This window comes from Belnapia arida (assembly GCF_016773205.1).
Classification (GTDB): Bacteria; Pseudomonadota; Alphaproteobacteria; order Acetobacterales; family Acetobacteraceae; genus Belnapia; species Belnapia arida.
On record NZ_JAETWB010000013.1, the window covers coordinates 25,900 to 50,841 of the forward strand.

At 70.2% G+C, this 24,942-nt stretch carries 27 protein-coding genes and 1 tRNA gene; 16 read left to right on the forward strand and 12 right to left on the reverse strand.

What is annotated here, in order from left to right; translation table 11 throughout:
• Positions 1 to 8: 8 nt before the first annotated feature.
• Both JMJ56_RS20265 and JMJ56_RS20270 read right to left on the reverse strand, forming a co-directional pair.
• A complete protein-coding gene (locus JMJ56_RS20265) occupies positions 9 to 1,109 on the reverse strand; it encodes an alanine racemase (RefSeq protein WP_328702438.1) in 1,101 nt (366 codons plus the stop codon).
• A complete protein-coding gene (locus tag JMJ56_RS20270) occupies positions 1,106 to 2,242 on the reverse strand; it encodes a pyridoxal-phosphate dependent enzyme (RefSeq protein ID WP_202833593.1) in 1,137 nt (378 codons plus the stop codon). The genes JMJ56_RS20265 and JMJ56_RS20270 overlap by 4 nt, the downstream gene beginning before the upstream one ends.
• Before the next feature lie 46 nt (positions 2,243 to 2,288).
• On the opposite strand from JMJ56_RS20270, the gene JMJ56_RS20275 reads away from it, so the two are divergent.
• Positions 2,289 to 3,386, forward strand: coding sequence for a M20/M25/M40 family metallo-hydrolase (locus tag JMJ56_RS20275; RefSeq protein ID WP_236038098.1), 1,098 nt, complete (start codon positions 2,289 to 2,291; stop codon positions 3,384 to 3,386).
• An 88-nt stretch (positions 3,387 to 3,474) separates the two neighbouring features.
• Positions 3,475 to 4,077 carry a glycine zipper family protein gene (locus JMJ56_RS20280; RefSeq protein WP_202833595.1) on the forward strand — a complete coding sequence of 201 codons (603 nt, stop codon included), beginning with the start codon at positions 3,475 to 3,477 and terminating at the stop codon, positions 4,075 to 4,077.
• A gap of 4 nt (positions 4,078 to 4,081) precedes the next feature.
• Here the strand turns inward: JMJ56_RS20280 and JMJ56_RS20285 are convergent, their stop codons facing one another.
• Positions 4,082 to 5,071 (reverse strand): Bug family tripartite tricarboxylate transporter substrate binding protein, encoded by a 990-nt coding sequence (locus JMJ56_RS20285; protein ID WP_202833596.1) that lies wholly within the window; start codon positions 5,069 to 5,071, stop codon positions 4,082 to 4,084.
• Between the two features lie 147 nt (positions 5,072 to 5,218).
• Between JMJ56_RS20285 and phbB the strand changes: the two genes are divergently transcribed.
• The 6 genes from phbB to JMJ56_RS20315 all read left to right on the forward strand — a co-directional run bounded on the left by phbB (position 5,219) and on the right by JMJ56_RS20315 (position 9,754).
• Positions 5,219 to 5,941, forward strand: a complete 723-nt coding sequence (gene phbB / locus JMJ56_RS20290) for an acetoacetyl-CoA reductase (RefSeq protein ID WP_043362177.1) — start codon at positions 5,219 to 5,221, stop codon at positions 5,939 to 5,941.
• Between the two features lie 76 nt (positions 5,942 to 6,017).
• Entirely contained in the window at positions 6,018 to 6,260 is a 243-nt protein-coding gene (locus JMJ56_RS20295; RefSeq protein ID WP_202833597.1) for a hypothetical protein, read from the forward strand.
• A 54-nt stretch (positions 6,261 to 6,314) separates the two neighbouring features.
• Positions 6,315 to 6,965 carry a YciI family protein gene (locus tag JMJ56_RS20300; RefSeq protein WP_202833598.1) on the forward strand — a complete coding sequence of 217 codons (651 nt, stop codon included), beginning with the start codon at positions 6,315 to 6,317 and terminating at the stop codon, positions 6,963 to 6,965.
• Entirely contained in the window at positions 6,962 to 7,573 is a 612-nt protein-coding gene (locus JMJ56_RS20305; protein ID WP_202833599.1) for a GDSL-type esterase/lipase family protein, read from the forward strand. The genes JMJ56_RS20300 and JMJ56_RS20305 overlap by 4 nt, the downstream gene beginning before the upstream one ends.
• Positions 7,574 to 7,711: 138 nt before the next feature.
• Complete coding sequence (locus JMJ56_RS20310) at positions 7,712 to 8,665, forward strand: glycosyltransferase (RefSeq protein ID WP_202833600.1); 954 nt, start codon at positions 7,712 to 7,714, stop codon at positions 8,663 to 8,665.
• Positions 8,666 to 8,824: 159 nt separating this feature from the next.
• Positions 8,825 to 9,754 (forward strand): aminotransferase class IV, encoded by a 930-nt coding sequence (locus tag JMJ56_RS20315; protein WP_202833601.1) that lies wholly within the window; start codon positions 8,825 to 8,827, stop codon positions 9,752 to 9,754.
• Here JMJ56_RS20315 and JMJ56_RS20320 read toward each other — a convergent pair.
• Positions 9,751 to 10,092: a phage holin family protein gene (locus JMJ56_RS20320; RefSeq protein WP_202833602.1), complete on the reverse strand. Its 342-nt coding sequence runs from the start codon at positions 10,090 to 10,092 to the stop codon at positions 9,751 to 9,753. The two genes, JMJ56_RS20315 and JMJ56_RS20320, sit on opposite strands and share 4 nt — an antisense overlap.
• 66 nt (positions 10,093 to 10,158) lie before the next feature.
• On the opposite strand from JMJ56_RS20320, the gene yddG reads away from it, so the two are divergent.
• Positions 10,159 to 10,998 (forward strand): aromatic amino acid exporter YddG, encoded by an 840-nt coding sequence (gene yddG, locus JMJ56_RS20325; RefSeq protein ID WP_236038101.1) that lies wholly within the window; start codon positions 10,159 to 10,161, stop codon positions 10,996 to 10,998.
• On the opposite strand, the gene JMJ56_RS20330 is transcribed toward yddG, so the two are convergent.
• Complete coding sequence (locus tag JMJ56_RS20330; protein WP_236038103.1) at positions 10,999 to 11,811, reverse strand: aspartate dehydrogenase; 813 nt, start codon at positions 11,809 to 11,811, stop codon at positions 10,999 to 11,001. It abuts the gene before it with no gap.
• A 115-nt stretch (positions 11,812 to 11,926) separates the two neighbouring features.
• Between JMJ56_RS20330 and JMJ56_RS20335 the strand changes: the two genes are divergently transcribed.
• Entirely contained in the window at positions 11,927 to 12,283 is a 357-nt protein-coding gene (locus tag JMJ56_RS20335; protein WP_202833605.1) for a hypothetical protein, read from the forward strand.
• Positions 12,284 to 12,302: 19 nt separating this feature from the next.
• On the opposite strand, the gene JMJ56_RS20340 is transcribed toward JMJ56_RS20335, so the two are convergent.
• From JMJ56_RS20340 to JMJ56_RS20350, 3 genes are all read right to left on the reverse strand, one after another.
• Positions 12,303 to 13,088: an SDR family oxidoreductase gene (locus JMJ56_RS20340; RefSeq protein WP_202833606.1), complete on the reverse strand. Its 786-nt coding sequence runs from the start codon at positions 13,086 to 13,088 to the stop codon at positions 12,303 to 12,305.
• Between the two features lie 66 nt (positions 13,089 to 13,154).
• Positions 13,155 to 13,227 (reverse strand) — tRNA-His (locus tag JMJ56_RS20345).
• 47 nt (positions 13,228 to 13,274) lie between these two features.
• A complete protein-coding gene (locus JMJ56_RS20350; protein WP_202833607.1) occupies positions 13,275 to 14,483 on the reverse strand; it encodes an aminotransferase in 1,209 nt (402 codons plus the stop codon).
• A 569-nt stretch (positions 14,484 to 15,052) separates the two neighbouring features.
• On the opposite strand from JMJ56_RS20350, the gene JMJ56_RS20355 reads away from it, so the two are divergent.
• The 5 genes from JMJ56_RS20355 (at position 15,053) to JMJ56_RS20375 (ending at position 20,000) form a co-directional block, all read left to right on the forward strand.
• Positions 15,053 to 15,391: a P-II family nitrogen regulator gene (locus JMJ56_RS20355; RefSeq protein WP_043334525.1), complete on the forward strand. Its 339-nt coding sequence runs from the start codon at positions 15,053 to 15,055 to the stop codon at positions 15,389 to 15,391.
• A 216-nt stretch (positions 15,392 to 15,607) separates the two neighbouring features.
• Complete coding sequence (glnA, locus tag JMJ56_RS20360) at positions 15,608 to 17,029, forward strand: type I glutamate--ammonia ligase (protein ID WP_202833608.1); 1,422 nt, start codon at positions 15,608 to 15,610, stop codon at positions 17,027 to 17,029.
• Between the two features lie 93 nt (positions 17,030 to 17,122).
• Entirely contained in the window at positions 17,123 to 18,334 is a 1,212-nt protein-coding gene (locus JMJ56_RS20365; protein ID WP_202833609.1) for a CaiB/BaiF CoA transferase family protein, read from the forward strand.
• Positions 18,331 to 19,503 (forward strand): aminotransferase, encoded by a 1,173-nt coding sequence (locus tag JMJ56_RS20370; RefSeq protein ID WP_202833610.1) that lies wholly within the window; start codon positions 18,331 to 18,333, stop codon positions 19,501 to 19,503. Before JMJ56_RS20365 ends, JMJ56_RS20370 begins: the two co-directional genes overlap by 4 nt.
• Positions 19,504 to 19,580: 77 nt before the next feature.
• Positions 19,581 to 20,000 (forward strand): hypothetical protein, encoded by a 420-nt coding sequence (locus JMJ56_RS20375; protein ID WP_202833611.1) that lies wholly within the window; start codon positions 19,581 to 19,583, stop codon positions 19,998 to 20,000.
• Here JMJ56_RS20375 and JMJ56_RS20380 read toward each other — a convergent pair whose 3' ends face one another.
• The 4 genes from JMJ56_RS20380 to JMJ56_RS20395 are packed head-to-tail and all read right to left on the reverse strand — an operon-like array spanning position 20,001 to position 24,116.
• The gene (locus JMJ56_RS20380; RefSeq protein WP_202833612.1) at positions 20,001 to 20,951 is read right to left on the reverse strand and encodes a Bug family tripartite tricarboxylate transporter substrate binding protein; all 951 of its coding nucleotides are present in this window, start codon (positions 20,949 to 20,951) and stop codon (positions 20,001 to 20,003) included. It lies immediately after the preceding gene.
• Positions 20,948 to 21,601: a polysaccharide deacetylase family protein gene (locus JMJ56_RS20385; RefSeq protein ID WP_202833613.1), complete on the reverse strand. Its 654-nt coding sequence runs from the start codon at positions 21,599 to 21,601 to the stop codon at positions 20,948 to 20,950. The genes JMJ56_RS20380 and JMJ56_RS20385 overlap by 4 nt, the downstream gene beginning before the upstream one ends.
• Before the next feature lie 2 nt (positions 21,602 to 21,603).
• Entirely contained in the window at positions 21,604 to 22,893 is a 1,290-nt protein-coding gene (locus JMJ56_RS20390; protein ID WP_202833614.1) for an NCS2 family permease, read from the reverse strand.
• A gap of 2 nt (positions 22,894 to 22,895) precedes the next feature.
• A complete protein-coding gene (locus tag JMJ56_RS20395) occupies positions 22,896 to 24,116 on the reverse strand; it encodes a polyhydroxyalkanoate depolymerase (RefSeq protein ID WP_202833615.1) in 1,221 nt (406 codons plus the stop codon).
• Between the two features lie 109 nt (positions 24,117 to 24,225).
• Here JMJ56_RS20395 and JMJ56_RS20400 point away from each other — a divergent pair, with 109 nt between their 5' ends.
• Positions 24,226 to 24,936: a glutathione S-transferase gene (locus tag JMJ56_RS20400; protein ID WP_202833616.1), complete on the forward strand. Its 711-nt coding sequence runs from the start codon at positions 24,226 to 24,228 to the stop codon at positions 24,934 to 24,936.
• The last annotated feature ends 6 nt before the right edge of the window (positions 24,937 to 24,942 follow it).

The window sequence follows — 24,942 nt, forward strand, 5'->3', positions numbered from 1 at the left end:
GCGTTTCCTTACCAGCCGTTCACCCGGTCCCAAACCGCGATCACCCGCTCGTCGCCATCCACAACGTGGTAGCGGTCATGCGCCGCAGCGGTGAGGCAGCAGTGGTTGGGCGCCACCCGGAGCTGCGTGCCGAGGGGCAACGCCGGCATCGGTGCCTCGTTGCGGACCTCGCCATGCTCCTGGTAGGCACGGGCGATGATGGCCTCGCCGAGGCTGGGCCGGCCGAGCTGGTCCAGCACCAGTCCAAAGCCGTAGTCGCGCGGTGCCGCCTGGGTGCTGCGGTCCTTGGAGAGGGCCAGCGCCCCGGCATCCAGCAGCAGCGTGTTGCGCACGGAGCTGCGGCCGATGACGGAGGCGAGGACGGTGAGCGCGATGTCGCCGACCGTATGGGTGCCGAGCTGGGCCTGGAACAGGTCGCCGAACATGTAGACCCCGGCGCGGACATCGGTGACGCCGTCCATCCGCCTAGCATGCAGCGCGGTGGGCGAGGAGCCGAGCGAGACGATCGGGACGGGCAGCCCCGCCGCGCGCAGCCGCTCCGCCGCCAGGGTGATGCCGGCCCGCTCCGCTTCCGCCACGGCGGCCATGTCCTCGGGCGAGCGGCCGTTGTAGCTGTGGCCGGAATGGCTGAGCACGCCGGCGAGGCGCGGGCCGAGCGCGGCGCCGATCGCCTCCAGCAGCGGGTCCTCGGGCGCGATCCCGCCGCGGCCCTCGCCGACATCCACCTCGATCAGTGCCTCGATGTTGCCGGGGTGGAGCGCGATGGCGCGGGCCACGTCGAGGTCGTCGGTGATGACCTTCACCGCGGCGCCGGCTTCGTTCAGCGCGGCGACGGCGTCGAGCTTCGCCGGCACGATGCCGACGGCGTAGATCTGGTCGCGCCAGCCCGCCTCGGCGAAGTAGCGCGCCTCGGCCAGGGTGCTGACCGTGATCGGGCCGAAATCCGGCGAGGCGAGGCGGGCGATCTCGCGGCTCTTGGCGGTCTTGAGATGGGGGCGCAGCACCAGGCCGGGATGACGGGCGACGGCCGCCTGCATGGCGGCGAGGTTCCGCTTCAGCAGGCCAAGGTCGAGAACGAGGCAAGGGGTCGGCAGGTCATCGAGGGTCACAGCGCCACTCCCATCAGCTCGGCGATCCGGGACGTCGCCTTCAGCCCGGTGCCGGTCAGCACCACCACGGTCCGCTCGGCCGGGCGGATCGTCCCCGCTTCCAGCAGCTTGGCAAACGCCGCCGCCGCCTGGGCGCAGGTCGGCTCGACATAGATGCCGGTGCGGGCGAGGTCGAGCGTCGCGGCGGCGATTGCCTCCTCGCCCAGCATCACCGCCCCGCCCTGGGTCTGGCGCAGCACGCCGATGCATTCCGGCAGCCGCAGCGGGGCCGCGATCGCCGTGCCCTCGGCGATGGTCGGCCGCGCCGGCTCCGGGTCGAGGTCGAGGAAGGCGCGGGCGATGGGCGCGCAATTCGCCGGCTGCGCGGCGAAGATGCGCGGCAGCTGGTCGATGCTGCCGGCCCGCAGCAACTCGCTGAAGCCGATGGCGCAGCCGAGGACGTTGGAGCCGGCGCCGCAGGGGATGATGACGTTGTCGGGCGCCTGGAAGCCGAGATCCTCCCAAAGCTCATAGGCGAGGGTCTTGGTGCCCTGGAGGAAGTAGGGATGCCAGTTGTGGCTGGCGTAGAAGATCCTGCCGGCCTCCCGCAGCGCGGCATCGGCGCAGTCCTGCCGGCTGCCGGGGACCAGCTCGATCTCGGCGCCGGCGGCGCGGCTCTGCACCGTCTTGGCGGGCGAGGTGCTGGCGGGGACCATGATCTTCGCCTGCATCCCGCCGGCCGCGGCATAGGCGGCGATGGCGGCGCCGCCATTGCCGCTGCTGTCCTCCAGCACGGCCTGCACGCCCTCGGCGCGGAGCAGGGAGAGCATCACCGAGGCGCCGCGGTCCTTGAAGCTGCCGGTCGGCATGAACCATTCGCATTTCAGCAGGGCGGTCGCCCCGCCGATGGTGCGGGGGATGAGCGGCGTGCAGCCCTCGCCCATGGTGATGGGCTCGCCCTGCAACGGCGGCAGGGCGGCGCGATAGCGCCAGAGGCTGCGGGTGCCGGCCTCCACCTGGTCGCGGCCGATGCCCGGCAGGTCGGTGAGGAGCAGGGGCTCCCGGTTGTCGCCGCACCAGCGGGGGGCGCCGAGCGGCCAGGTGCGGCCGGTGCGCGGGTCGAGATAGGCCAGGGTTTCGGTGGGGGCTTCCATGGGCGGAGACTTGCCCTTTCGCCCGTCCGCGGCAAGGCTCGGCGGCATGGAAAGCCTGCACCGCCTCGCCGCCGACCTCATCGCCATCGACAGCCGCTCTGCGGTCTCGAACCATGCCATCGCCGAACGGATCGAGGCGGAGCTGGGCGGGTTCGAGGTCGAGCGGCTGGATTACGCCGATGCCGCGGGGGTGGCGAAGCGGGCGCTTGTCGCCCATCGCGGGCCACCGGGGGGGCTCGCCCTCTCCGGCCATATGGACACGGTGCCGGAGACGGGCTGGACGGAGGACCCCTGGGCGCCACGGATCGAAGACGGCGTGTTGCATGGGCTCGGCAGCGTCGACATGAAGGGGGCGGTGGCCGCCTGCATCCTGACGGCCCGGGCGGTGCCGGAGGGCGTGCCGGCGACGCTCCTCATCACCACCGACGAGGAGACGACCAAGGCCGGGGCGCGGGCGGTGGCCGGCAGCGCGCTGGCGCGGTCGCTCGGCCTCAGGGGGATCGTCGTCGCGGAGCCGACGGGCCTCGTGCCGGTGCGGGGGCACCGCTCCTCCGTCAACATCACCGCCCGTGCGCTTGGGGTGCAGGCGCATTCCTCGGGTGCGGCGGGGCGCAACGCGAACTGGGCGTTGATTCCCTTCCTCGCCGAGATGCGGACGATCCATCTGCGGCTCCGGGAGGACCCGGCCCTGCGGGATGCGGCCTACGATCCGCCTTTCACCGATTTCAACCTGGTGATCGACAACCACGGGACGGCGGTAAACGTGACGGTGCCGCTGGCCACCTGCCGCATCAAGTTCCGCGCCAGCCGCAGCCTGGACCGGGAGCCGATCCTCGCCGAGATCCGCGCGGCGGCGGAGCGGTCGGGGGTGGAGCTTGCCATGGCGGCCGAGGGGCCGCCGCCGGAGCTGGCCGAGGACCATCCGCTGGTACGGCAGGCGGTGCGGCTGGCCGGCCAGCCGGCGCGCACGGCGGCCTTCGGGACGGACGCCTCGGAACTGCAGGCCCTCGCCCCCTGCGTCGTGCTCGGGCCGGGCGCGATCGGCTCGGCGCATACGCCGCGGGAATGCGTGGAGCTGGCGGCGCTGGAGGCGGCGGTGCCACTCTTCGCCCGGCTGCTCACCGAGGGTTCACAAGGGTCTTAACGCCTTGAAATGTAACGAACGGTGCGGCAATCCGGCGGCGGCTCCATATATCTGAACCAATGGTCCCTGCTGAAGAAGACGAGCCACGATGAGCCCCGCACGCGCCAGCCTCGCGCTGATCTTCCCGCTCTCCCTCGCCGCCTGCGCGGTGGCGCCGCCGAGCGGGCCAAGCCTCTATGCCATGCCGGCCAAGGGCAAGGATCTGGCCCAGTTCCAGAACGAGGACATTGGCTGCCGGAACTACGCCCAGGCTTCGATCGGCGGCGCCACGCCGGCCCAGGCGGCGAACCAGTCGGCCGTCGGCAGCGCCGCGGTCGGCACGGCGCTCGGTGCCGCGGCAGGGGCGCTGATCGGCTCGGCGGGCGGGGCGGCGGGAGCCGGGGCGGCGATCGGCGCCGGCGCCGGGCTGCTCACCGGCTCCGCGGTCGGCGCCAACAATGCCCAGGCTTCGTCCGGCAATCTGCAAGGGCGCTACGACATGGCCTATGCCCAGTGCATGACCAGTGCCGGCAACACGATGCAAGCGCCGCAGCCGGCCATCACCGCCTATTCCGTGCCGGCCTATGGCTATGGCTATGCCGTGCCCTACGCCTACCCGGCCTATCCCTATTACTGGGGGCCGAGCGTGTCCTTCGGCTTCTATGGTGGGCGTGGCTATTACGGCCGGCCCTGGGGCTTGCGGCGCTGGTAGGCGCCTATTCGAGCTGGAGGTTCAGCTCCTTCACCTTGCGGGCCCAGTAATCGCTTTCGGTGCGGACTGCAGCGGCGAAGGCGGCGCGAGGGCGGTCCGGTGCGGGCTCCAGCCCGTCATGTGTCAGGCGCTCCGCGAATTTCGGGGTGGCGGCGGCGCGGCGGGCAGCGGCTTCCATGCGGCTCATCAGGTCCGCCGGCGTGGCGGCCGGGGCGAAGACGCCGTGCCAGCCGGTGATGACTGCATTGGGCAGGCCCGCCTCCGTCAGGGTCGGCACATCCGACAGGGCGGCGATGCGGCGCTCGCCGGTCACGGCGATGGCGCGTAGCTTGCCCTCCCGCACCAGGGCCAGCGCCGGCGGGGGCGAGGAGAAGTTCATCGTCACCCGCCCGGCCACCACGTCGAGCAGGGCGGGGGCGGTGCCACGGTAGGGGACATGCTCCATCTCTACCTGCGCCGCCTCGGAGAACAGCACCCCGGCCAAGTGGTTGGCATTGCCGATGCCGCCCGAGGAATAGGTCAGCTCCCCCTTCGGCCGGCCGCGGATGAAGGCCAGCAGCTCCGGCAGGGTCTTCGCCGGCACGTCCGGATGCACCACCAGTACATACTGGTAGGAGGACACCTGCGCCACCGGTTGCAGCGCGGTGGCGAGGTCGAGGCGCTCGCCCTTCTGCAGATGCGGGTTGACGACGATGTTGGTGGAGACGGCGAAGAGCAGCGTCGTCCCGTCCGGCCGCGCGCGCGCGACGCTGACCGAGCCAACCTGGCCGGCCGCGCCGCCGCGGTTGTCGACCACCACGGTCTGGCCGATCTCCGGGGCGAAAATCTGGGCGAATTCCCGGGCGGTGATGTCGGTGCCGCCGCCGGCCGCATAGGGCACGACGACGGTGACCGCGCGCCCCGCCTGGGCACGGGCAGGGTGGACGAGGGCTGGGCGGATCAGGCCGGCAGCGCCGAGGCCGAGGAGGAGGCTCCGGCGGACAGGGAGGGTCATGGCGGGCTTCCCGGGCAGTTCGCGCATGCATGGCCTAGACCCGCCAGCCGGCCGGGGCAATACCGGCCTCGTTGCATCATTGGTGCTTGATCCTTCGCCGCTTTCCGCGTTGACCTAGGGGCGCAAGCAAACACAGGGAGAATGTTCATGGCACGGGTCGCACTGGTCACCGGCGGGCAACGCGGCATCGGCGCTGCGATCAGCGAGGGGCTGAAGGCCGCCGGCCGCACGGTCGTCGCCAGCTATGCGGGGAATGACGCGGCCGCCGCCGCCTTCACCGAGCGCACCGGCATCCCCTGCTACAAATTCGACGTCTCGGACTTCACCTCCTGCGCCGAAGCGGTGGAGAAGATCGAGGCCGAGGTGGGGCCGGTCGACATCCTGGTGAACAATGCCGGCATCACCCGCGACGGCACGATGAAGCGCATGACCCGCGAGATGTGGGACAGCGTCATCGATACCAATCTCGGCTCCTGCTACAACATGGCGAAGCTGGTCTGGGACGGGATGTCGGCGCGGAAATTCGGCCGCATCGTCAATATCGGCTCGATCAATGGCCAGGCCGGGCAGTACGGCCAGGTGAACTACGCTGCGGCCAAGTCCGGCATCCATGGCTTCACCAAGGCCCTGGCGCAGGAGGGGGCGCGGCTATCCATCACCGTCAACGCCATCGCGCCGGGCTATGTCGACACCGAGATGGTGCGCGCGGTGCCGGCCGATGTGCTCGAGAAGATCATCGCCCGCATCCCGCGCGGGCGGCTCGGCACGGCGGAGGACATCGCCCGCGGCGTCGTCTTCCTGACCGGGGACGACGCGGATTTCATCACCGGCTCGACGCTCTCCATCAACGGTGGCCAGCACATGTACTGATGCGTGGCGTCCGGCGGCGGGGAACAGCATCCGCCGCCGGCCGTTCAGGGCATCTTCTGGACAAGGGGAGATGCCAGTGAGCAGCAAGCACAATATCGGTTCCGACAATCCCGGCGACGGCCGCAGCGTGGACACGCCGCGCCCGCCGGACGACCTGGAGCGCAACCCGGGCATCGGCAACTCCAAGGGCGTCTTTTCCCGCATCGGCGCCGACCCGGAGGTGATCGAGGGTGAGAACACCATCGAGGGCGATGTGCTGAACGATGTCAGCCCCTCCGGCGCCGTCACGCCGAACCGTGTGGGGCGCACCAACAAATAGCGCTCTGGTCTTCCCGCGCCCCGCACGCCATCCTCGACGCGGGAGGATTCCGGTATGGGTTACGCAGTCCTGGCTTTCGACGGCGATGACGAGGGCGCATCTGCCCGGCGCATGGCTGTGCGGGACCGGCATCTCGATGTGGTTACGGCCTGGGCGGCGGATGGGCGGCTGGCGCTCGGCGTGCCGCTCTTCACCGCCGCGGGGCGGGCCGCCGGCTCGCTGATGGTGCTGGACGTGCCGGACCGGGCGGGGCTCGATGCCTATCTTGCCGCCGAGCCATTCCACCACGAGGGCGTGTGGCAGAAGGTGGAAACCTATCCCTTCCGCATCGCTCCCCTGCCCTACCGGCCGCTGCCGCAGCCCGGCGCGCCGATCGCCAGCGCCCCCACCCATATGGTCATCCTCGCCATGGACGGGCGGGATGCAGGGGCGGAGCAGCGGCGCCTCGCCGTGCGCGGCGCGCATATGGAGCGGGTTCGGCCGATGGCGGAGGATGGAACGCTCGCCATGGGGGGCGCCATCCTCGATGCGCCGGAGGGGCGGATGATCGGCTCCATCGCCGTCATCGCCAGGGCGGACGAAGCCTCGGCCCGCGCCTGGCTGGCGGAGGATCCCTATGTCACCGGCGGCGTGTGGCAGGACATCGCCCTCCACCCGACGCGCTTCGCGCCGCTGCCCTACCGGAAGCTGCCGGGCGCGGCATGAGCCACGACCTCCGCATCTGCTTCGTCGGCGACAGCTTCACCGCCGGTGCCGGCGACGAGACGGCGCTCGGCTATGTCGGGCGCATCACCGCCGCGGCCTGGGGACGCGGCGTTGCGACGACCTCCTACAACCTCGGCATCCGCCGCGACACCAGCGCCGACATCCGCCGCCGGGCCGAGGCGGAAGTGCTGGCCCGGCTGCTCGCCGCCAGCGGCGACACCCATGCAGTGGTGTTCTGCTTCGGCGCCAATGACGTGACCTTCGAGGACGGCATGCCGCGGGTGCCGCTGGAGGCGACGCTCGACAATGCCGCGGCGATGCTTGGCTGGTCGGCGGCGCGATGGACGACGCTGATGTTGGGCCCGCCGCCGGCGCTGCACGATGCCGGGCACGATGCGCGCACCGCCGCCCTCTCGCCCGAGCTCGCGGCGGTGGCGGCGGCGGTGCAGGCGCCCTTCCTGCCGCTGCATGGGCCACTCTCGGCGAACGGCGCCTGGCGGCATGGCGCGGCGAAGGGCGACGGCATCCACCCCGACAGCGCCGGCTACGCCGCCATGGCGGCGCTGATCGAGGCCTGGGAGCCCTGGCGAAGGCTGACCGGCGGTTAGGGCGGCGCCACGGCGAGCGAATGCCTCCGGCCGGATGAAGCGATGTGATCGGAGCTGGCTCCGCCTCACCGAGAGGATATTGGACGCGGCCGAAACGGCATGCGCATCTCCATGAGCGGAATGCGGAGATGCCTCGGCATGGCACAGGTCTGTGCGGTGGTCCTGACCTACAACCGGAAGGAGTTGCTAGGCCGCTGCCTGGCCGCGCTGGCGGCGCAGACAAGGCCCTGCGACCGCATCATCGTCCTCGACAATGCCAGCACCGACGGCACCCCGGCCATGCTGGAGACGGCCTGGCTCGGCCAGGTGGAAGCGCATGTGCTGGAGCGCAACATCGGCGCGGCGGGCGGCTTCAACCTGATGATGCGGCTCGGCTACCAGACGGGCGCCGACTATGTCTGGGTGATGGACGATGACGTGCTGCCGGAGCCGGATGCGCTCGAGCGGCTGCTGGCCGCGGCCGCGCTCCTGGCGGAGCGGCAGGTGACGCCGGCCTTCCTCAGCTCCGTGGTGCGGGCGCCGGACGGCCAGGCGATGAACGTGCCGGAGGTCGACCGGCGGCGGAACGCGCTCGCCTACGAGAACTGGCCGGACCTGCTGGAGCACCGGCTCCTGCCCGTCATCCGCACCGCGCTGGTCTCCGACCTGGTGCCGCGTGAGACGCTGGAGCGGCATGGTCTGCCGATCGCCGGGATGTTCATCTGGGGCGAGGATACCGAGTTCACGCTGCGGGTGACGCGGGACCGGCCGGGCTTCATCGTCGGCGACAGCTGCGCGCTGCATCTCCGCCGGATCGCCGGCGCGCTCGACATCCACACCGAGCGCGACCCGGTGCGGATCGCCTACCACTTCTACAGGATCCGCAACGACGTCTTCCTCAGGCGGCGCTTCGAGGGCCGGCGGGCGATGCTGCGGCTGCTGCGGCAGCAGGGGCTGGAGGCGCTCGACCTCGCCATCGCCGGTGAATTCGCCAAGGCCGGCATCATCCTGCGCGGACTGCTCGCCGGCCTCCGCTTCGACCCGGCGATCGAGGCCGCGGACAGCCCCTTCACCGCCGCGCCGCTGCGTCGCCTGCATGGTGCGGCAGGGTAGGCAAGACCAGGCCGGGAGTTGCTGGCCTGGCCTTGATGCGTCGGCCCGATCCATGGCAATTCTGTAATGAACGGATAAGTGTGTCCCAGGCCGCCGAAGCCTTGGTTAGACTCGGTCGCGTTCCGAAAAGGCCATGTGGCGCAGCGTGCGGACACAAGCATGAACCAAATACCGGCCCTCCTGCCCAAGCCGCAGTTGCAGCGGCCACTCTGGATCTATGCCGCTGGCCGGGTGCGCCCCTGGGAGGAGGCGGTTCTGCACGTCACCTCCGAAGGGTGCCAGCGCGGGATGAACGTCTTCGAGGGGCTGAAGGGGTTCTGGCAGCCGGACGGGCGCTTCGGCCTGCTGGCGATGCGGCGCCACTACCGGCGGCTGAAGCGCTCCGCCGCGCTGATGCACATGCCCTTCGAGATGAGCTTCGAGGCGTATGACGCCGCCTGCCACGCCATCACCGCCTGCCAGCGCGAGCCGGCACGCAACATGTGGATTCGCGCCACCCTCTTCCTGGTCGAGGGGCATTGGGGCATCGGCGACAGCACCGACCTGGTGCTGGCCGCCTACCATTATCCGCGAGGCGTGCCACCGCGGATGGCGACCGGCGTCTCCACCTGGCGGCGGGCGGCGGACAACGCCGTGCCGGCGCGCATCAAGTCGAGCTTCAACTACCTCGCCGCCCGCTTCGCCAAGATCGAGGGACGCAGCCGTGGCTATCCCGAGATGGTGCTGCTGAACGAGCAGGGGCGCGTGGCAGAGTTCATCGGCTCCGGCCTAGTGATGGTTCGGGACGGCGTGGTCTGCGCCCCGCCGGCGAGCGAGGGTGCCTTCGAAAGCATCACCATCGACATCATCGCGTCGCTCTGCGCCGATCTCGGCATCGGCTTCGAGCGGCGGCCGATCGAGCGGACGGAGCTCATCATCGCCGATGAGATCGCCGCCGTCGGCACGCTGAACGACATCACCGTCATCGGCTCGATGGATGAGCGGCCGATGGGCCCCTCCCCGGTGCTCGACCGCATCCTGCTCCGCTACCTCGACGCCTGCGAGGGACGGGAGCCGCATCCGGCGCTCGACCTGACCTTCGGCGACTAGGACCCAACGAAGAGCCGTGCCGCCGCCCAGCTCACCAGCGAGACCACGATCGAGCCGAGCAGCGCCGGCCAGAATCCATCGACCCGGAAACCTGGCAGCAGCGCGGCGGTGAGGCCGAGCATTGCCGCGTTGATGACCAGCAGGAACAGGCCAAGGGTCAGGATCGTCAGCGGCAGGGAGAGCAGCACCAGCACCGGCCGCACCACCGCATTCACCAGCCCGAAGATCAGCGCCGCCAGCAGCAGGCTCGGCATGCCGCGCACGGCGATGCCGGACACGATCTGCGTCGCGGACCAGAGGGCGAAGGCGGTGATGACGAAGTGGGCGAGGAATCCCATGGAGGCGTCTCCGCAAATGCTGTGGCGCAGCATATGGTGCCGCCGCGTTTTGGGAACCCGTTCAACTTGTCGAACAATGCCACGCTCGCGGGATGCGCCGCCCTGGCGCTCTGGGCCTTCCTTGCGCCGCTCGCCCGGCTGGCGCAGCCGCTGCCGCCGCTGCTGCTGACCGCGCTCGGCTTTGCCGCAGGCGGGGTGCTGGGGTTGGCCGTGCTGGCGGCGCGAGGCCGACTCGGCGCGCTGCGCCAGTCGCCGCTGGCCTGGGCGCATGGGGTGGGCGGGCTGGCGGGGTACCATGCCCTCTATTTCGCCGCCCTCGCCCTAGCGCCGCCGCTCGAGGCCAATCTGCTGAACTATCTCTGGCCGCTGCTGATCGTGCTGCTGGCGGCGCCGATCCTCGGGCTGCCGCTCGGGCCGCGGCGGCTGGCCGGGGTGGTGCTGGGCGCGGCGGGGGCTGCGGTTCTGCTGGCCGGCGGGGCACGGTTCCCGGCCGAGGCCGTGGCGGGCTTCGCCTGCGCCATCGGGGCGGCACTGACCTGGGCGCTCTATTCCGTGCTGTCCCGCCGGCTGTTGGGCGTGCCGACCGAGGCGGTGGCGGGGTTCTGCCTGGTCTCGGCGCTGCTGGCGCTGGCGGCGCATCTCGGCTTCGAGGCGCTGGCCATGCCGGGGCCGCGGCAATGGCTGGCGGTGATGCTGATGGGGCTTGGGCCGATGGGAGCGGCTTTCTTCCTCTGGGATATTGGGATGAAGCGGGGCGATCCGCGGCTGCTCGGCACGCTGGCCTATGCGACGCCGATCGCCTCCACCCTGCTGCTGATCGCACTCGGCGAGGGGGTGCTTACCTGGCAGGTCGCGGCGGCGGCGGGGCTGGTCGCAGGCGGCGGGGTACTGGCCGCCCGCGCCTGATCAGGTCCCGACCTTCAGCGTGCTGGTCAGGCCGCGGAGGCAGGCGAGGATCGAGAGCGGGGTGATCTTGCCGGTGCGGGGGTTCTCCTCGCTCGGCACATTCTCGATGGTCATGGTCAGGCGGGCAGCGGCGGCCTCGACACGGATGGTGTGGGTGTTGCGCGTCACGCCCGGGTCGCCCCAGATCTCGACCATGGTGCGCTCCGGTCCGATCCCGGCCAGCGCCAGCGCGGCCGCGACGTTCACATTGGCCGGGAAGCCGCGGGCGGCGTCGAAGGCATTGCCCTTGAAGACGAGGCGCGGCGCCGTCAGGCCCAGCACCTCGATGCCGTTCTCGACGAGGTAGGGCGCACCCTCGAGACCGCGGGGCGGCTTCCTCGTCTCGATGGTGACGCTGGTGACGGGCCCTTCGGCGGCGGCGCGGACGGCATCCAGGCCGAGCAGGGCGCCGGTCGGGACGATGATGCGGGCGCCGGTCTCCCGGGCGCGGTCGATCAGGTGCATCCGTGGCAGCAGGGCGCCGACGCTGCTCGGGACGAAGATGCGGCCGCGGGCGATGGCGGCCTCGGCGATGGTCTCGAAGACGGCGGCGGGGGCGGCCTCGACCACCACATCGGCCTCGGTGGCGAGGTCAGCGAGCGGGACCACCGCCGGCGGAGTGCGGAAGCCGGCAATGGCTTGGCGGGCCTTGCCCTGGTCCCGCGCCGCGACGGCGGTGAGGCTTAGGCCCTCCACCCCCCCATCCAGCGCCCGGGCCAGATGGCCGCCGATGGCGCCGAGACCGCCGATCGCCACGCGCAAGCTGCCTGCCATGTCCATGCCCTCCCGAAATCGTTCGTCATCGCGCTGTAGCGGAAGCGCGATCGGTACGGAACCCGCGGGTGTCCCCTGCTTTAGCGCAACGACACAACCACAAGGAGCCAGTCCGATGACATTCCCTCGCCTGCTGCCCGCCCTCGCCGCGACCGCCATGCTGGCCGGTCTCGCCGCATGCAGCAGCGGCCCGCGCGACGGTACTGCCGGCAACCCGCCGAGCACGGCCCTGCAGCGCGCCTATGACCGGGCGACGGACAGCCCGCGCACCTCCGCCGATGGCCGCGGCAACAACCCGAGCGGCACCGCCGCCGAGCGCGCCGTGGACCGCACCGCCGGCACCGATCTCTCCGGCGCCTATCCGCGCCAGGCCGATGGCCGTCCAGGCAACCCGCCGGGCACGGCGGCGGAGCGCGCCTATGACCGCGCCACCGGCTCCAACACCTCCGGCGCCTATCCGGCCCGCCGGTAAACCCGGCGGCGGGCGCGGCTCAGACCACAGGGCTGCGCCCGCCATCTACGTTGATGGCGGTGCCAGTGACATAGCCGCCGACCTGACTGCACAGATAGAGGGCGAGCCCGGCGAATTCCTCCGGCTTGCCGAGGCGACCGACGGGCACGGGCTTGCCCATCTCCTCCTTCCACTCCTCCCAGGTGATGTTGCGCTGGTCGGCCGCGTGGCGGCGGACCCACTGGTCGCTCTCGATGATGCCGACCAGCATCGCATTCACCAGGATGTTGTGCTTCGCTCCCTCATTCGCCTGCACCTTGGTCAGCGCCATGCCGGCAGCGCGGGAGACGGCAGTGGGCGCGCCCTCGGCGGGCGGGGCCTTGGCGCCGATGTTCAGCACATTGATGATCCGGCCCCAGCGACGGGCCTGCATCCCCGGCCAGGCCAGGCGTGCCAGGCGAATGGCGGCGAAGAGCTTCAGGTCGAGATCGTTCTGCCAGAGCTCGTCGGACACTTCGAGGAAGGGTCCGCGCTGGCTGGTACCGGCATTGTTGACGAGGATATCGACCTGGCTGAGCGCCCGCTCCGCCGCGGCGAAGGCGGCGGCGCAGCCCTCGGCGGTCCCCACGTCGGCGGCAATGGCGGCGACCTTGGCCTGGGGCGCGGCGGCGCGGATAGCGGCCGTGGCCTCGTCCAGCGCCGCCTGGCCGCGGGCGACGATGGCGACATGGCCGCCCGCCTCTGCGAACGCCTTCGCCATGGCCAGGCCAAGCCCCTTCGATCCGCCGGTGATGAGCGCGGCGCGGCCGTCGAGTGTCAGTTGCATGGAGCATTTTCCCCGTGTCCCGTCAGGGCGCATCCTGCGCCGGCCGTGAGGAAGGGGAAAGGGATGGGCGACCTACGGGGCTCGAACCCGTGACATTCGGCACCACAAGCCGACGCTCTGCCAGCTGAGCTAAGGCCGCCACATCGAACGCCGCGGCTGGCACCGCGGCGCAGGCAGGAGATAGAGCTAGCCGGCCACTGCCGTCAACTGCCGGCCGCCACGCAAGGCAAGCCAGTTGCGCATCCGCTCCAGCGCCGCGTCGATCACCGCCTCGCCCTTGCAGAAGGCGAAGCGGGCATAGTGGCCCGGCGCCTCGGCACTGGCATAGAAGGCGGTGACGGGGATGGCCGTCACCTTCGCCTCCTCGGTCAGCAGGCGGCAAAAGGCCACGTCGTCGCCGTTGAAGCCCAAGGGGGACATGATCGGCCGGAAATCCGTGGTGATGAAGTAGCTGCCCTGGGTCGGCAGCACGCCGAAGCCGAGCTCGGCGAGGCCCGTCGCCAGCCGGTCCCGCCGGGACTGGAGACTGGCGGAGAGGCCGGCGAAATAGGCATCCTCCTTCGCCAGCCCGATGGCGACGCCCCGCTGCAGGTTGGGCGGGGTGGTGAAGGTAAGGTTCTGGTGCGCCTTGGCGACGTTCGGAGCGAGCGTGCGGTCGCAGGTGATGTAGCCGACCTTCCAGCCGGTCAGGCTGAAGGTCTTGCCGGCCGAGCCGATGCGCATGCAGCGCTCCCGCATGCCCGGCAGGGTCATCAGCGGGATATGCTTCCAGCCGTCGAAGGTCAGATGCTCATAGACCTCGTCGCAGATGGCGTAGCAGTCGTGCCGGGCGATGAGGTCGGCAAGGAAGGCGAGTTCCGCGGCGGTGAAGACCTTGCCGGTCGGGTTCATCGGCGAGTTGAGCAGGATCGCCTTGGTCTTCGGCCCGAAGGCAGCGGCCAGCTCGGCGCGTGGCAGCTCCCATTTCGGGGGAGAGAGGCGGACGAGGCGGGGGATGGCGCCCAGCATCCGCACCACCGGCAGGTAGGTGTCGTAGAGCGGCTCGATCAGGACGCATTCGTCGCCCGGGTTGAGGACGGCCATGAGGCAGGCGGTGATCGCCTCGGTGGCGCCGGAGGTGACGATGACCTCGGCGTTCGGGTCGGCCTCGATGCCGTAGAAGCGGCGGTTGTGGTCTGAGACGGCTACACGCAGTTCCGGTACGCCGGTCAGCGGCGGGTACTGGTTGCGCCCGTCCTTCAACGCTGCGGCAGCGGCCTCGATGACATCCTCCGGCCCGTCATAATCGGGGAAGCCCTGGCCGAGATTGATGGCGCCGTGCTGGACGGCGAGCGCCGACATGACGGTGAAGATGGTCGTGCCGGTGGCCGAGAGCAGGTCGTTTTGCGGCTTCATCAAGCGGTTCCCTAGATGGTTCGCATATTGGGCACACCCCTCGCTTGCGGCAAGCGATGACGCTCGTTGCAGGTTCAGCGCAAGGCGGGGAATCGCCATGTCCGGCGTCTGCCGCTGACCTTCGCTAGCCGCAGCGCCGCCTCCTCCGGTCTGTCCCTGATACTCCGCTACGGTCCCGGCCGATTGCGGGACGCCGCCGGACCAGATCCCCCTGGGGCCTCCTTCCGAACTGGGGTTCTTTGTGAGAGCAAGGCCCGGTTGCACCCTGCCGGACCCGGTCCCGGCCCGGTCCGCGGGCCGGGTGCTGGAAGATCCACGCTTCTGTGTCGCTCTTCGTCGCAAACACGCTTGCCTTTTTTCTGGGCTGTTTGCCCATCGAAAAGGCGCAATCAGGCTCGAACCCGATGGATTCCCCGGCCGCGGCCGATTGAACCCGTGGCACGGGCCGTGCAAAACATCGCCCACGGCGACGGCGCAGCGGGTGTCCGCCGCGGGAAACGTCAGGCCGGAGAGATCCGGGGGTCGGTGTCCCGGCAGGGACCTCAACGCTGGAACGCAAAGCGGAGCCGATGAAAAAGATCGAGGCCATCATCAAGCCCTTCAAGCTCGACGAGGTGAAGGACGCGCTGCACGAGATCGGCCTGCAGGGCCTGACCGTGGTCGAGGCCAAGGGCTTCGGACGCCAGAAGGGCCATACGGAGCTCTACCGGGGGGCCGAATACGTCGTCGACTTCCTGCCCAAGGTGAAGATCGAGGTGATCTGCACCGACGACCTGGTAGAGCGCGCCGTCGAGGCGATCTCCCAGGCCGCGCGCACCGGGCGGATCGGCGACGGCAAGATCTTCATCTCCGAGATCCAGGAGGTGATCCGCATCCGCACTGGCGAACGGGGCGACGACGCGGTCTAGCCAAGACGTCGATGCATCACGGATTCCGGATTTCGTCACGGGCCGGAATGGTGCATCAGTGCGGGCCATCAGCCGCAGCCGGGTTGCACCCGCGGCTGGCGGTGGAAAACCCGGCCAACCGGCCGGGTCGCGCGGCGGGCCCGGCTCGTGGCGCGGCAGGGGGCATCATGGGGGCACCGCAAGGCGCCTCGGGACCAACGATACAGGATAAAGCGCATGTCGGATAAGGCAGCCGCCGTCTCCAAGGTCATGGAGATGATCAAGGAGCACAGCGTCGAGTACGTGGACTTCCGCTTCACGGACCCGCGCGGCAAGTGGCAGCACACCGCCCAGCACGTCTCCACCATGGAGGCGGAGGTGTTCGAGGACGGCATCATGTTCGACGGCTCCTCGATCGCCGGTTGGAAGGCGATCAACGAGTCCGACATGATCCTCATGCCGGATCCCGAGAATGCCTGCATGGATCCCTTCTCGGCCAAGCCGCAGCTGATCCTGTTCTGCGACATCATCGAGCCCTCGACCGGCCAGATGTACTCGCGCGACCCGCGCTCGACCGCGAAGCGCGCCGAGGCCTACCTGAAGTCGACCGGCATCGGCGACACCGCCTTCTTCGGCCCCGAGGCCGAGTTCTTCGTGTTCGACAGCGTGAAGTTCGGCACGGGCGGCAATTTCGGCCACTTCTCCCTCGAGAGCATCGAGGGTCCGGGCGCCAACATGAAGGACTACCCGGAAGGCAATATGGGCCACCGGCCCGGCGTGAAGGGCGGTTACTTCCCGGTCAACCCGGTCGACAGCGAAGTGGACCTCCGCGCTGAGATGCTCTCGACCATGATCGAGATGGGCGTCCCCGGCGAGAAGCACCACCATGAGGTGGCGCAGTCGCAGCACGAGCTCGGCACCAAGTTCGGCCCGCTGGTGCAGCAGGCGGACTTCATGCAGATCTACAAGTACTGCATCCACAACGTCGCCCACAGCTACGGCAAGACCGCGACCTTCATGCCGAAGCCGGTCTATGGCGACAACGGCTCGGGCATGCATGTCCACCAGTCGATCTGGCGGGACGGCAAGCCGCTCTTCGCCGGCAACGGCTATGCCGACCTGTCGATGGAGGCGCTCTACTACATCGGCGGCATCATCAAGCACGCCAAGGCGCTGAACGCCTTCACCAATCCGCTGACCAACAGCTACAAGCGGCTGATCCCGGGCTTCGAGGCCCCCGTGCTGCTGGCCTACTCGGCCCGCAACCGCTCCGCCTCCTGCCGCATCCCCTATGCGACGAGCCCGAAGGCGAAGCGCGTCGAGGTCCGCTTCCCGGACCCCGGTGCCAACCCCTACCTCGCCTTCGCCGCGATGCTGATGGCCGGCCTCGACGGCATCAAGAACAAGATCCACCCGGGCGACCCGATGGACAAGGACCTCTACGACCTGCCGCCGGAGGAGCTGAAGGGCATCCCGACGGTGTGCGGCTCGCTCCGCGAGGCGCTGGGCTCGCTCGAGGCCGACCATGAGTTCCTGCTCGCCGGCGACGTCTTCACCAAGGACCAGATCGAGAGCTACATCGAGCTGAAGTGGGGCGAGGTCTATCGCTTCGAGCACACCCCGCACCCGGTCGAGTTCGAGATGTACTACTCGGTCTGAGCCGACCGACATCCGAAGGGGGCCGCGCCGCAAGGCGCGGCCCTTTTCGATTCAGGGCCAGCCGCCCTATCCTCCGCGGATGGGGGAGATGCGATGCCTGAAGAGATGCCCAAGGACGCCACCGGCCCGCTGAAGGGCCTGCGCGTGCTCGACCTCACCGCCGTGGTGCTCGGCCCCTTCTGCACGCAGATGCTGGGCGACTGGGGCGCCGAGATCATCAAGATAGAGCCGCCGAGCGGGGACATCGTGCGCAATTCCGGCGTCTACCGGAACCGCGGCATGGCCTCGGTCTTCCTCGGCATCAACCGCAACAAGCGCGGCGTCGCCATCGACCTGAAGTCGCCCGAAGGGGCGGAGGTGCTGCGGCGCCTCATTCCTCGGGTCGATGTGCTGGTGACGAATATCCGGCCCGCGGGCATGGCGCGGCTCGGCTTCGGGCCGGAGCAGTGCCGGGTGCTCAACCCGCGCCTCGTCTTCGCCGTCGCCACGGGCTTCGGGCAGGACGGCCCCTACAGGGCGCGGCCGGCCTTCGACGAGATCATCCAGGCTTCGTCCGGCTTCGCCGACATCGTCGGCGAGGACCAGGGCCGGCCGGTCTTCGTGCCCTCGCTCATCGCCGACAAGGTGACGGGCATGCAGCTGCTCTCCGGCGTGCTGGCGGCGCTCTATCACCGCGAGCGGACGGGCGAGGGCCAGCTCGTCGAGGTGCCGATGCTGGAGACGCTGACGGCCTTCCTCAGCGTCGAGCATCTGGGCGGCCTCGGCTTCGAGCCACGCGAGGGCGAGGCCGGGTACAAGCGCCTCCGCTACCGCAAGCCCGCGCCGACCCGGGACGGGCACATCACCCTGTTGCCCTATTCCACCGCCAACTGGGTGACGTTCTTCACCATCGCCGGGCGGGAGGATCTGATCGAGACGCTGTCGGTGCGCGACCCGGTGAAGCGCAACGCCAACATCGACGCGGTCTACGCCGCGATGGCGGAGATCGCGCAGGGCAGGACCACGGCGGAGTGGCTTGCGCTCTGCGAGCAGCACGACATCCCGGCCACCGGCTTCACCCGCGTCGAGGATGTGACGGAGCATCCGCACCTCAAGGCCGTCGGCATGTTCCAGGAGCACGACCATCCGAGCGAGGGGCGCATCCGCATGGCGAAGCCGCCGACGAAATTCGAGCGGACGCCGGCGAATATCCGCCGCCTCGCCCCGCGCCTCGGCGAGCATACGGCGGAGGTGCTGGAGGAGCTTGGCTTCAGCGTGGAGGAGATCGAGGACATGCAGGCGCGCAGGGTGATCCGGCAGGCATGACGCCCACCCTCTCGCCCCGCATCCAGGCGACGGCGGCGCCGGCCATCCCGACCGTGCGCGGCTGGGCCGCGCGCTATGCCGGTGCGGCGGGGCCGTTGATCGATCTCACCCAGGCGGTGCCGGGCTATCCGCCGCATCCCGATCTGCTGGCGCGGCTGGCGATGCTGGCGGGCGACCGCGCGACCTCCGGCTATGGGCCGATCGATGGGGACCTGCCGCTGCGCGAGGCGCTGGCGGAGGACATGGCGGGTTTCTATGGCGCCGACATCGCCGCGGCCGACATCGCCATCACCGCGGGCTGCAACCTTGCCTTCGGCATGACCATGGCGGTGCTGGGCGGGCCGGTGGTGCTGCCGGTGCCCTGGTACTTCAACCATCGCATGGCACTGGAGATGGCAGGTATCCCGGCCATCCCCCTGCCCTGCCGTGCGGAGGACGGCTTCATCCCGACGGCCGCGGGGATCGAGGCGGCGCTCACGGCCGGCGGGCGCGTGCTGGTGCTGGTGACGCCGAACAACCCGACCGGGGCGGTCTACCCCGCCACGCTGATCGCCGAGGCGGCGGCGCTCTGCCGAAAGCATGGTGCCTGGCTGGTGCTGGACGAGACCTACCGGGACTTCCTCCCCGCGGATGCCTGCCCGCCGCACGCGCTGTTCCGCGACCCGGCCTGGCGCGAAGGCCTCGTGCATCTCTACAGCTTCTCCAAGGCCTATTGCGTGCCGGGGCATCGCGTCGGCGCCATCGCCTGCGGGCCGGTCTTCCGCGAGGCGCTGCTGAAGGTGCTGGACACGCAGCAGATCTGCGCGCCACGGGCGGCGCAGGCGGCGCTGGCCTGGGCGGTGCCGGCGCTGCGCGAATGGCGGGCGGGCAACCGTGCCGTCATGGCGGAACGCGGCGAGGCTTTCAGGCAGGTGGCGGTGCGGCTGGCCGGCTGGCGGCTCGACGCGCTCGGCGCCTATTTCGCCTATCTCCGCCTGCCGGAGGATGGTCCATCGGCCATGCCGGCGGCGGAGGCGCTGGCGACCGGACGCGGGCTGCTCGGCCTGCCCGGGCCCTTCTTCGGCCCGGGGCAAGAGCGGCATCTGCGCCTCGCCTTCGCCAATGTCGAGTTGCCGGCGATCAGCGCGATTGCTGACAGGGTAAGCAACGACGTCTTCGCAAGGGCCTGAAGTTTTCGTGCTCCCGTCGAACAGTGTCAGCGCCAGCCCGTTGATAGGCTCGGTACACAGCCACGGGAGTAGATGACATGGCAACGAAGCAGGACGGCCGTCACGGCGATCATGGCCAGGGCGATGTAAAGCACCCCGAGACTGACCGCCGCCTCAAGGAAAACCGCGGCAGCGAGGGTGGCCAGAGCGGTGGCCAGCAGGCCGACAGTACCGGCCAGCGTGGCCAGGTGAAGGATCCGGAGCACGACGGGCGCCTCAAGGGTAACCGCGGCGGCGAGGGCGGCCAGAGCGGCGGCCAGCACAGCGGTGGCCAGCAGGCCGACAACACTAGCCAGCGCGGCCAGGTGAAGGACCCAGAGCATGACGGGCGCCTTAAGGAGAATCGCGACCAGGGCATCTCCAAGCACACCACGGATGGGCGCCAGGATGTTGAGCATGGCGGCCAGGGGCGGGTGAAGGACCCGGAGAGTGACGGGCGGCTGAAGGAGAACCGCTGATCAGTCGGCGGTGATGCCGGCGGCCAGGACGAGTTCCCGTTGCGCCGCCACTTCGGTGCGGGTCTGCTCGGCCAGGACCTCCGGCGTGCCGCCCATCACCTCGAGGCCCTGGCGGCGCAGTTCCGCCAGGGTCGCAGGCGCCGCCAGCGCGGTGTTCGTCAGGGCATTGAGTCTTGTGATCAGCGGTGCCGGCGTCCTCGCCGGGGCAAAGATGGCCCACCAGCCTTCCACCACCACGCCCGGCTGACCGGCTTCGGCCATTGTCGGCACCTCGGGGAAGAGAAAATGCCGTGTCGGGCCGGTGACGGCGAGCGGCCGGAGCGCGCCCGATTGGATATGCGGCAGGAAGCCGAGCGGGTGATAGACCATTGCGTCCAGCGTGCCGTTCAACAGGTCGGTCACCGCCCGTGCCCCGTCTCGGTAAGGCACATGCGTCGTCACCACGCCGCTGCGCAGTTGCAGCAAGGCCTGGGTAAGATGGCCTGTCGTGCCGGTGCCCGCCGAGCCGACCGATAACGACCGCCGTCGTGCCAGGGCGAGGAATTCGCCGAGGCTCGCCACGCCGAGCTGGGGCCTGATGGCGAGCACCACGGAGGTGCGGGCGAAGCTGGCGACCGGCACGAAGTCGCGCAGCGGGTCATAGGGCAGGTTCGGCATGATCGCCGGGTTGGTCGCCATGGTGCCGTTGGTGCCGAAGAGCAGCGTGTGTCCGTCCGGCGCCGCCTGCGCCACCGCCGCCGTGCCGACCGTGCCGCCGGCACCGCTGCGGTTGTCCACGACAACAAGTTGGCCAATCCCTTGGGCGATGGCAGCGCCGGCGATGCGGCCGAGGATGTCGGTCGTCGTCCCCGCGGCGAAGGGTACGACCAGCCGGACCGGATGATCGGGCCAGGCCTGCGCCCGCGCGGCCGTGGCCGGCAGGGCGAGGGCGAGGAGGAGGCGGCGCTTCATGGCATCGGGTCCTCCGAGACGCAGGCGGCGAAGCCGGGCATCGGCCGGCCGGCGCGGAGCGGCACGCATTCCGCCGGCGGCTCGGCGAGGAAGCGGACGCCATGATCGGCGAGCATGCCCAGCACGCGGTCGAGATGGCGCATGGCACCGTTCGGCAGGTCGTGCAACACCATCAGTAGCGGCGCGGTCGCAGCCCCGGCTATGGCGAGGGCGGTCTCCGGCCAGCCCTCGGGATCGGCGAAGTCGCGTGGCACAGCATTCCACAGCACCACCGTGTGGCCGCCCGCCCGGAGATGCGCGGCTGCGGAAGCGTTCAGCAGATGCGGCCCGAGCATTCCGCCGCCATTCGGACGGAACAGCCGCTCCGGTTCACGCAGCGGGCCGAGCAGCGCATCCGTCTCCTGAATTTCATGAACGGCCTCAGTGCCGCCGCGACGGCCGAGCGGCGCACCATGCGTCAGCGTGTGGTTGCCGACCGGATGGCCCTCGGCCCGTGCGCGCTCGACAAGTTTGCGCGCGGCCGGGTCACGCAGCCGCTCGCCGACCGCGAAGAACATCGCCGGAATGCGGCGGCGCGCCAGCACCTCCAGCACTGCCTCGGTCACGCCGGGCGTCGGGCCGTTGTCGAAGCTGAGGCAGATGGGTTGCATGGTCAGGCCAGTCCGAATTTAGCGATGCAGAGCGCTGCGATCAGCCAGACCGCGCCGCTCACCTCGGCCGCCCGCCCGGCCAGCAGCTTCAACGCCGCATAGGTGATGAATCCGATGCCAATGCCGGTGGCGATCGAGAAGGTGAAGGGCATCGCAAGGGCGGTGATCATGGCGGGGACGTATTCAGTCATCTCGTCCCACTCCACCGACCGCAGCGCCTGGGCCATGAGGCAGGCGACGAAGACGAGCGCGGGCGCGGTGGCGAAGCCGGGGATCGCCGTCGCCAGCGGCGCGAGGAAGAGCGTCAGCAGGAAGAGCGCGGCCACCGTCACCGCCGTCAGCCCGGTGCGCCCGCCGGCCTGGATGCCGGCGGCACTCTCGATGTAGCTGACCGTCGTGCTGGTCCCGAGCGCGGCACCCAGGATCGCCCCGCCGCTGTCGGCGAAGAGCGCGCGGCCGAGATTGGGCACGGTGCCGTCCGGCCTCATCAGCCCGGCGCGGTGCGTGGTGGCGATCAGCGTGCCGGTGTTGTCGAGCAGGTCGGCCAGGAAGAAGGTGAAGACGATTCCGGCGATGCCGAGGCCGAGTGCGCCGGCGATGTCCATCTGCAGGAAGGTCGGCGCCAGCGAGGGCGGCGCGCTGACGATGCCGCCGAACTGCGTCAGCCCGAAGGGCAGGCCAAGCAGCGCCGTCGCCAGGATGCCGATGACCAGCGCCCCCGGCACCCGCCGCGCCGAGAGCCCGGCGATCAGCAGGAAGCCGAGACAGGCGAGCAGCGTCGAGGTTTCGGAAAGCGGCCCGAGCGTCACCAGCGTCGCCGGATGCGCCACGACCAGCCCCATCCCCTTCAGCCCGATCAGGCCGAGGAAGAAACCGATGCCGGCGGCGATGCCGAGCTTGAGGCCGAGCGGGATGCCGTTCACCAGCCACTCCCGGACGCGCAGCAGCGAGACCGCAAGGAAGATGAGGCCGGAGAGAAAGACGGCGCCCAGCGCCACCTGCCAGGAGACGCCCATGCCGCCCACCACGGCGAAGGCGAAATAGGCGTTGAGCCCCATCCCCGGCGCGAGGGCGATCGGGAAATTCGCCAGCAGCCCCATCAGCGCCGAGCCGATGGCGGCGGCGAGGCAGGTGGCGACGAAGGCGGCGCCGGCATCCATGCCGGTGGTGGCCATGATCTGCGGGTTGACGATGACGATATAGGCCATGGTGAGGAAGGTGGAGGCCCCCGCTAGCACCTCCCGCCGCGGCGTGCTGCCGCGGGCGGCAATCGAAAACAGCCTATCGAGCATCCCTAGCCCTCATGTGCCTGAATCATTTCCCGCACCCGCGGGTAGATCGCCTGCGCATAGCGCCTTCCGCTGAACACGCCGTAATGGCCGACGCCCGTTTGCAGGTGGTGGCGCCGCATCGTCACCGGGACGCTGCGGCAGAGATCGAGCGCTGCCATGGTCTGGCCGATGCCGCAGATGTCGTCGCGCTCGCCCTCCACCGTCATCACCGCGGTGCGGCGGATCGCCTCCGCCCGCACCGGCCGGCCGCGCCAGGTGAGACGGCCGCGGGGCAGCGCGTGGTCCTGGAAGATGATGGCGACGGTCTCGAGGAAGAACTCGGCCGGCAGGTCCATCACCGCGAAATACTCGTCGTAGAAGCGGCGATGCATGGCGGCCTTCGCCACCTCGCCATCGGCGAGGTGCCAGACCTGATGGTGATGCGCCGCAATATGCCGCCCGAGATTCATCGTCATGAAGGCAGCGAGCTGGAGCATGCCGGGATAGACCCGCCGCCCCGCCCCCCGGTGGCGCCAGGGCACGCGGTCGATCATCCTTCGCTCGAACCAGGCGATGGGCTGGGCCTTGGCCAGCCGGTTCACCTCCGTCGGGTGCTGGCGCGTGTCGATGGGGCCGGCCATCAGCGTCATCGTGCGGGGCGAGCAGGGATTGCGGTCCTCGGCCATCAGCGCGACGGCGGCCAGCACCGCGGCCACCGGCTGGCAGACGGCAAGCACATGGCCGCCAGGCCCGACCGCCTCGATGAAGCGCATCACATGCTCGACGAACTCATCGAGGCCGAAGCGGCCGGCCGCCTGCGGGACGTCCCGCGCATTGTGCCAGTCGGTGATGTAGACATCGTGGTCCTGCAGCAGCACCTGCACGGTGCCCCGCAGCAGGGTCGAGAAATGGCCGGACATCGGCGCCACCACCAGCACGCGCGGCAGGCGGATGTCGATCTCCTTCCTGAAATGCACGAGGCTGGCGAAGGGCGTGGCAGTGACGACGCGCTCCTCCACCTCGACCAGCCGGTTGCCGACGCGGACCGGGCCGATCTCAAAGGCTGGGCGACGATGGATGATTCCGGCATGGCCGAAGGTCTCGAGGGTGCCGCGCAGCACGCGCAACGCATCGAAGGCGGGGTGCCGCGCCGGCATCCGCGAGAGGATGCCTGCCCAGCCCCGGGCCTGGAGCCGCCAGGGAGAGAGCATGTCCTGCCCGGCCTGGAGCATCTGATAGATCATCGGCGGTCCCTGTCGCGCCTCGCCTGCGATGGCGCATGGTGACAGCAGAGCGCGGTTTCGCAACAGCGAACCGGCTGCTAGCCTGACACGGGCAGCGGGGGAGAGCGGAATGTCGGAGACCAGGCGTCGCAGGCCCGCCCCTCCGCAGCCCGAGGCGCCGTGCGCGGTGCTGCGCATCAGCAGCCGCAACTACTCCTCCTGGTCGCTGCGCGGCTGGCTGATCCTCCGCCTCTCCGGCCTGCCCTTCGAGACCGAGCTGGTCTCGCCGGACGACCCGGCGACGCGGGCCGAGCTGCTGCTGCAATCCTCCTCGATCCTGCTCCCCTGCCTGCGGCATGACGGGGCGGAGCTGTGGGACACGCTCGCCATAGCCGAATACCTGAACGAGCTGCGGCCGGAGGCCGGGCTGCTGCCCGCGGAGCGGCTGGCCCGGGCGCGCTGCCGCTCGATCTGCGGCGAGATGCATGCGGGCTTCCATGCGCTGCGCTCCTCTCTGCCGATGAACCTCCGCGCCCATGTGCCCGGCTTCACCGTCTGGTCGGCGGCGCGGGCGGATCTTGAGCGCATCTTCAGCCTCTGGCGCGGTTGCCTGGCGCATTGGGGCGGGCCCTGGCTGTTCGGCGACCGGCCCTGCCTCGCGGATGCGATGTATGCGCCGGTCGTGCTGCGCTGCCGCAGCTACGACGTGGCGCTGGACGAGGCCTGCGAGGGCTACGCACGCACCATACTCGGCTGGCCCGAAGTGCAGGAATGGATCGCGGCGGCGCGGCAGGAGCCCGAGGCCCGCATCACCGAGCTGGAATTCGACGCCGAATTCTGAGCTGCA

What these genes read in the sequence shown, in the direction of transcription:
- JMJ56_RS20390 (WP_202833614.1), bottom strand. Translation starts at nt 22,893, where the DNA reads ATGCTCGATAGGCTGTTTTCGATTGCCGCCCGCGGCAGCACGCCGCGG.
- JMJ56_RS20315 (WP_202833601.1), top strand. Translation starts at nt 8,825, where the DNA reads ATGAACCAAATACCGGCCCTCCTGCCCAAGCCGCAGTTGCAGCGGCCA.
- JMJ56_RS20275 (WP_236038098.1), top strand. Translation starts at nt 2,289, where the DNA reads ATGGAAAGCCTGCACCGCCTCGCCGCCGACCTCATCGCCATCGACAGC.
- JMJ56_RS20400 (WP_202833616.1), top strand. Translation starts at nt 24,226, where the DNA reads ATGTCGGAGACCAGGCGTCGCAGGCCCGCCCCTCCGCAGCCCGAGGCG.
- JMJ56_RS20330 (WP_236038103.1), bottom strand. Translation starts at nt 11,811, where the DNA reads ATGGCAGGCAGCTTGCGCGTGGCGATCGGCGGTCTCGGCGCCATCGGC.
- JMJ56_RS20270 (WP_202833593.1), bottom strand. Translation starts at nt 2,242, where the DNA reads ATGGAAGCCCCCACCGAAACCCTGGCCTATCTCGACCCGCGCACCGGC.
- JMJ56_RS20300 (WP_202833598.1), top strand. Translation starts at nt 6,315, where the DNA reads ATGGGTTACGCAGTCCTGGCTTTCGACGGCGATGACGAGGGCGCATCT.
- JMJ56_RS20385 (WP_202833613.1), bottom strand. Translation starts at nt 21,601, where the DNA reads ATGCAACCCATCTGCCTCAGCTTCGACAACGGCCCGACGCCCGGCGTG.
- JMJ56_RS20375 (WP_202833611.1), top strand. Translation starts at nt 19,581, where the DNA reads ATGGCAACGAAGCAGGACGGCCGTCACGGCGATCATGGCCAGGGCGAT.
- JMJ56_RS20335 (WP_202833605.1), top strand. Translation starts at nt 11,927, where the DNA reads ATGACATTCCCTCGCCTGCTGCCCGCCCTCGCCGCGACCGCCATGCTG.
- glnA (WP_202833608.1), top strand. Translation starts at nt 15,608, where the DNA reads ATGTCGGATAAGGCAGCCGCCGTCTCCAAGGTCATGGAGATGATCAAG.
- JMJ56_RS20320 (WP_202833602.1), bottom strand. Translation starts at nt 10,092, where the DNA reads ATGGGATTCCTCGCCCACTTCGTCATCACCGCCTTCGCCCTCTGGTCC.
- JMJ56_RS20370 (WP_202833610.1), top strand. Translation starts at nt 18,331, where the DNA reads ATGACGCCCACCCTCTCGCCCCGCATCCAGGCGACGGCGGCGCCGGCC.
- JMJ56_RS20305 (WP_202833599.1), top strand. Translation starts at nt 6,962, where the DNA reads ATGAGCCACGACCTCCGCATCTGCTTCGTCGGCGACAGCTTCACCGCC.
- JMJ56_RS20280 (WP_202833595.1), top strand. Translation starts at nt 3,475, where the DNA reads ATGAGCCCCGCACGCGCCAGCCTCGCGCTGATCTTCCCGCTCTCCCTC.
- JMJ56_RS20285 (WP_202833596.1), bottom strand. Translation starts at nt 5,071, where the DNA reads ATGACCCTCCCTGTCCGCCGGAGCCTCCTCCTCGGCCTCGGCGCTGCC.
- JMJ56_RS20350 (WP_202833607.1), bottom strand. Translation starts at nt 14,483, where the DNA reads ATGAAGCCGCAAAACGACCTGCTCTCGGCCACCGGCACGACCATCTTC.
- JMJ56_RS20340 (WP_202833606.1), bottom strand. Translation starts at nt 13,088, where the DNA reads ATGCAACTGACACTCGACGGCCGCGCCGCGCTCATCACCGGCGGATCG.
- JMJ56_RS20395 (WP_202833615.1), bottom strand. Translation starts at nt 24,116, where the DNA reads ATGATCTATCAGATGCTCCAGGCCGGGCAGGACATGCTCTCTCCCTGG.
- JMJ56_RS20310 (WP_202833600.1), top strand. Translation starts at nt 7,712, where the DNA reads ATGGCACAGGTCTGTGCGGTGGTCCTGACCTACAACCGGAAGGAGTTG.
- JMJ56_RS20365 (WP_202833609.1), top strand. Translation starts at nt 17,123, where the DNA reads ATGCCTGAAGAGATGCCCAAGGACGCCACCGGCCCGCTGAAGGGCCTG.
- JMJ56_RS20355 (WP_043334525.1), top strand. Translation starts at nt 15,053, where the DNA reads ATGAAAAAGATCGAGGCCATCATCAAGCCCTTCAAGCTCGACGAGGTG.
- phbB (WP_043362177.1), top strand. Translation starts at nt 5,219, where the DNA reads ATGGCACGGGTCGCACTGGTCACCGGCGGGCAACGCGGCATCGGCGCT.
- JMJ56_RS20380 (WP_202833612.1), bottom strand. Translation starts at nt 20,951, where the DNA reads ATGAAGCGCCGCCTCCTCCTCGCCCTCGCCCTGCCGGCCACGGCCGCG.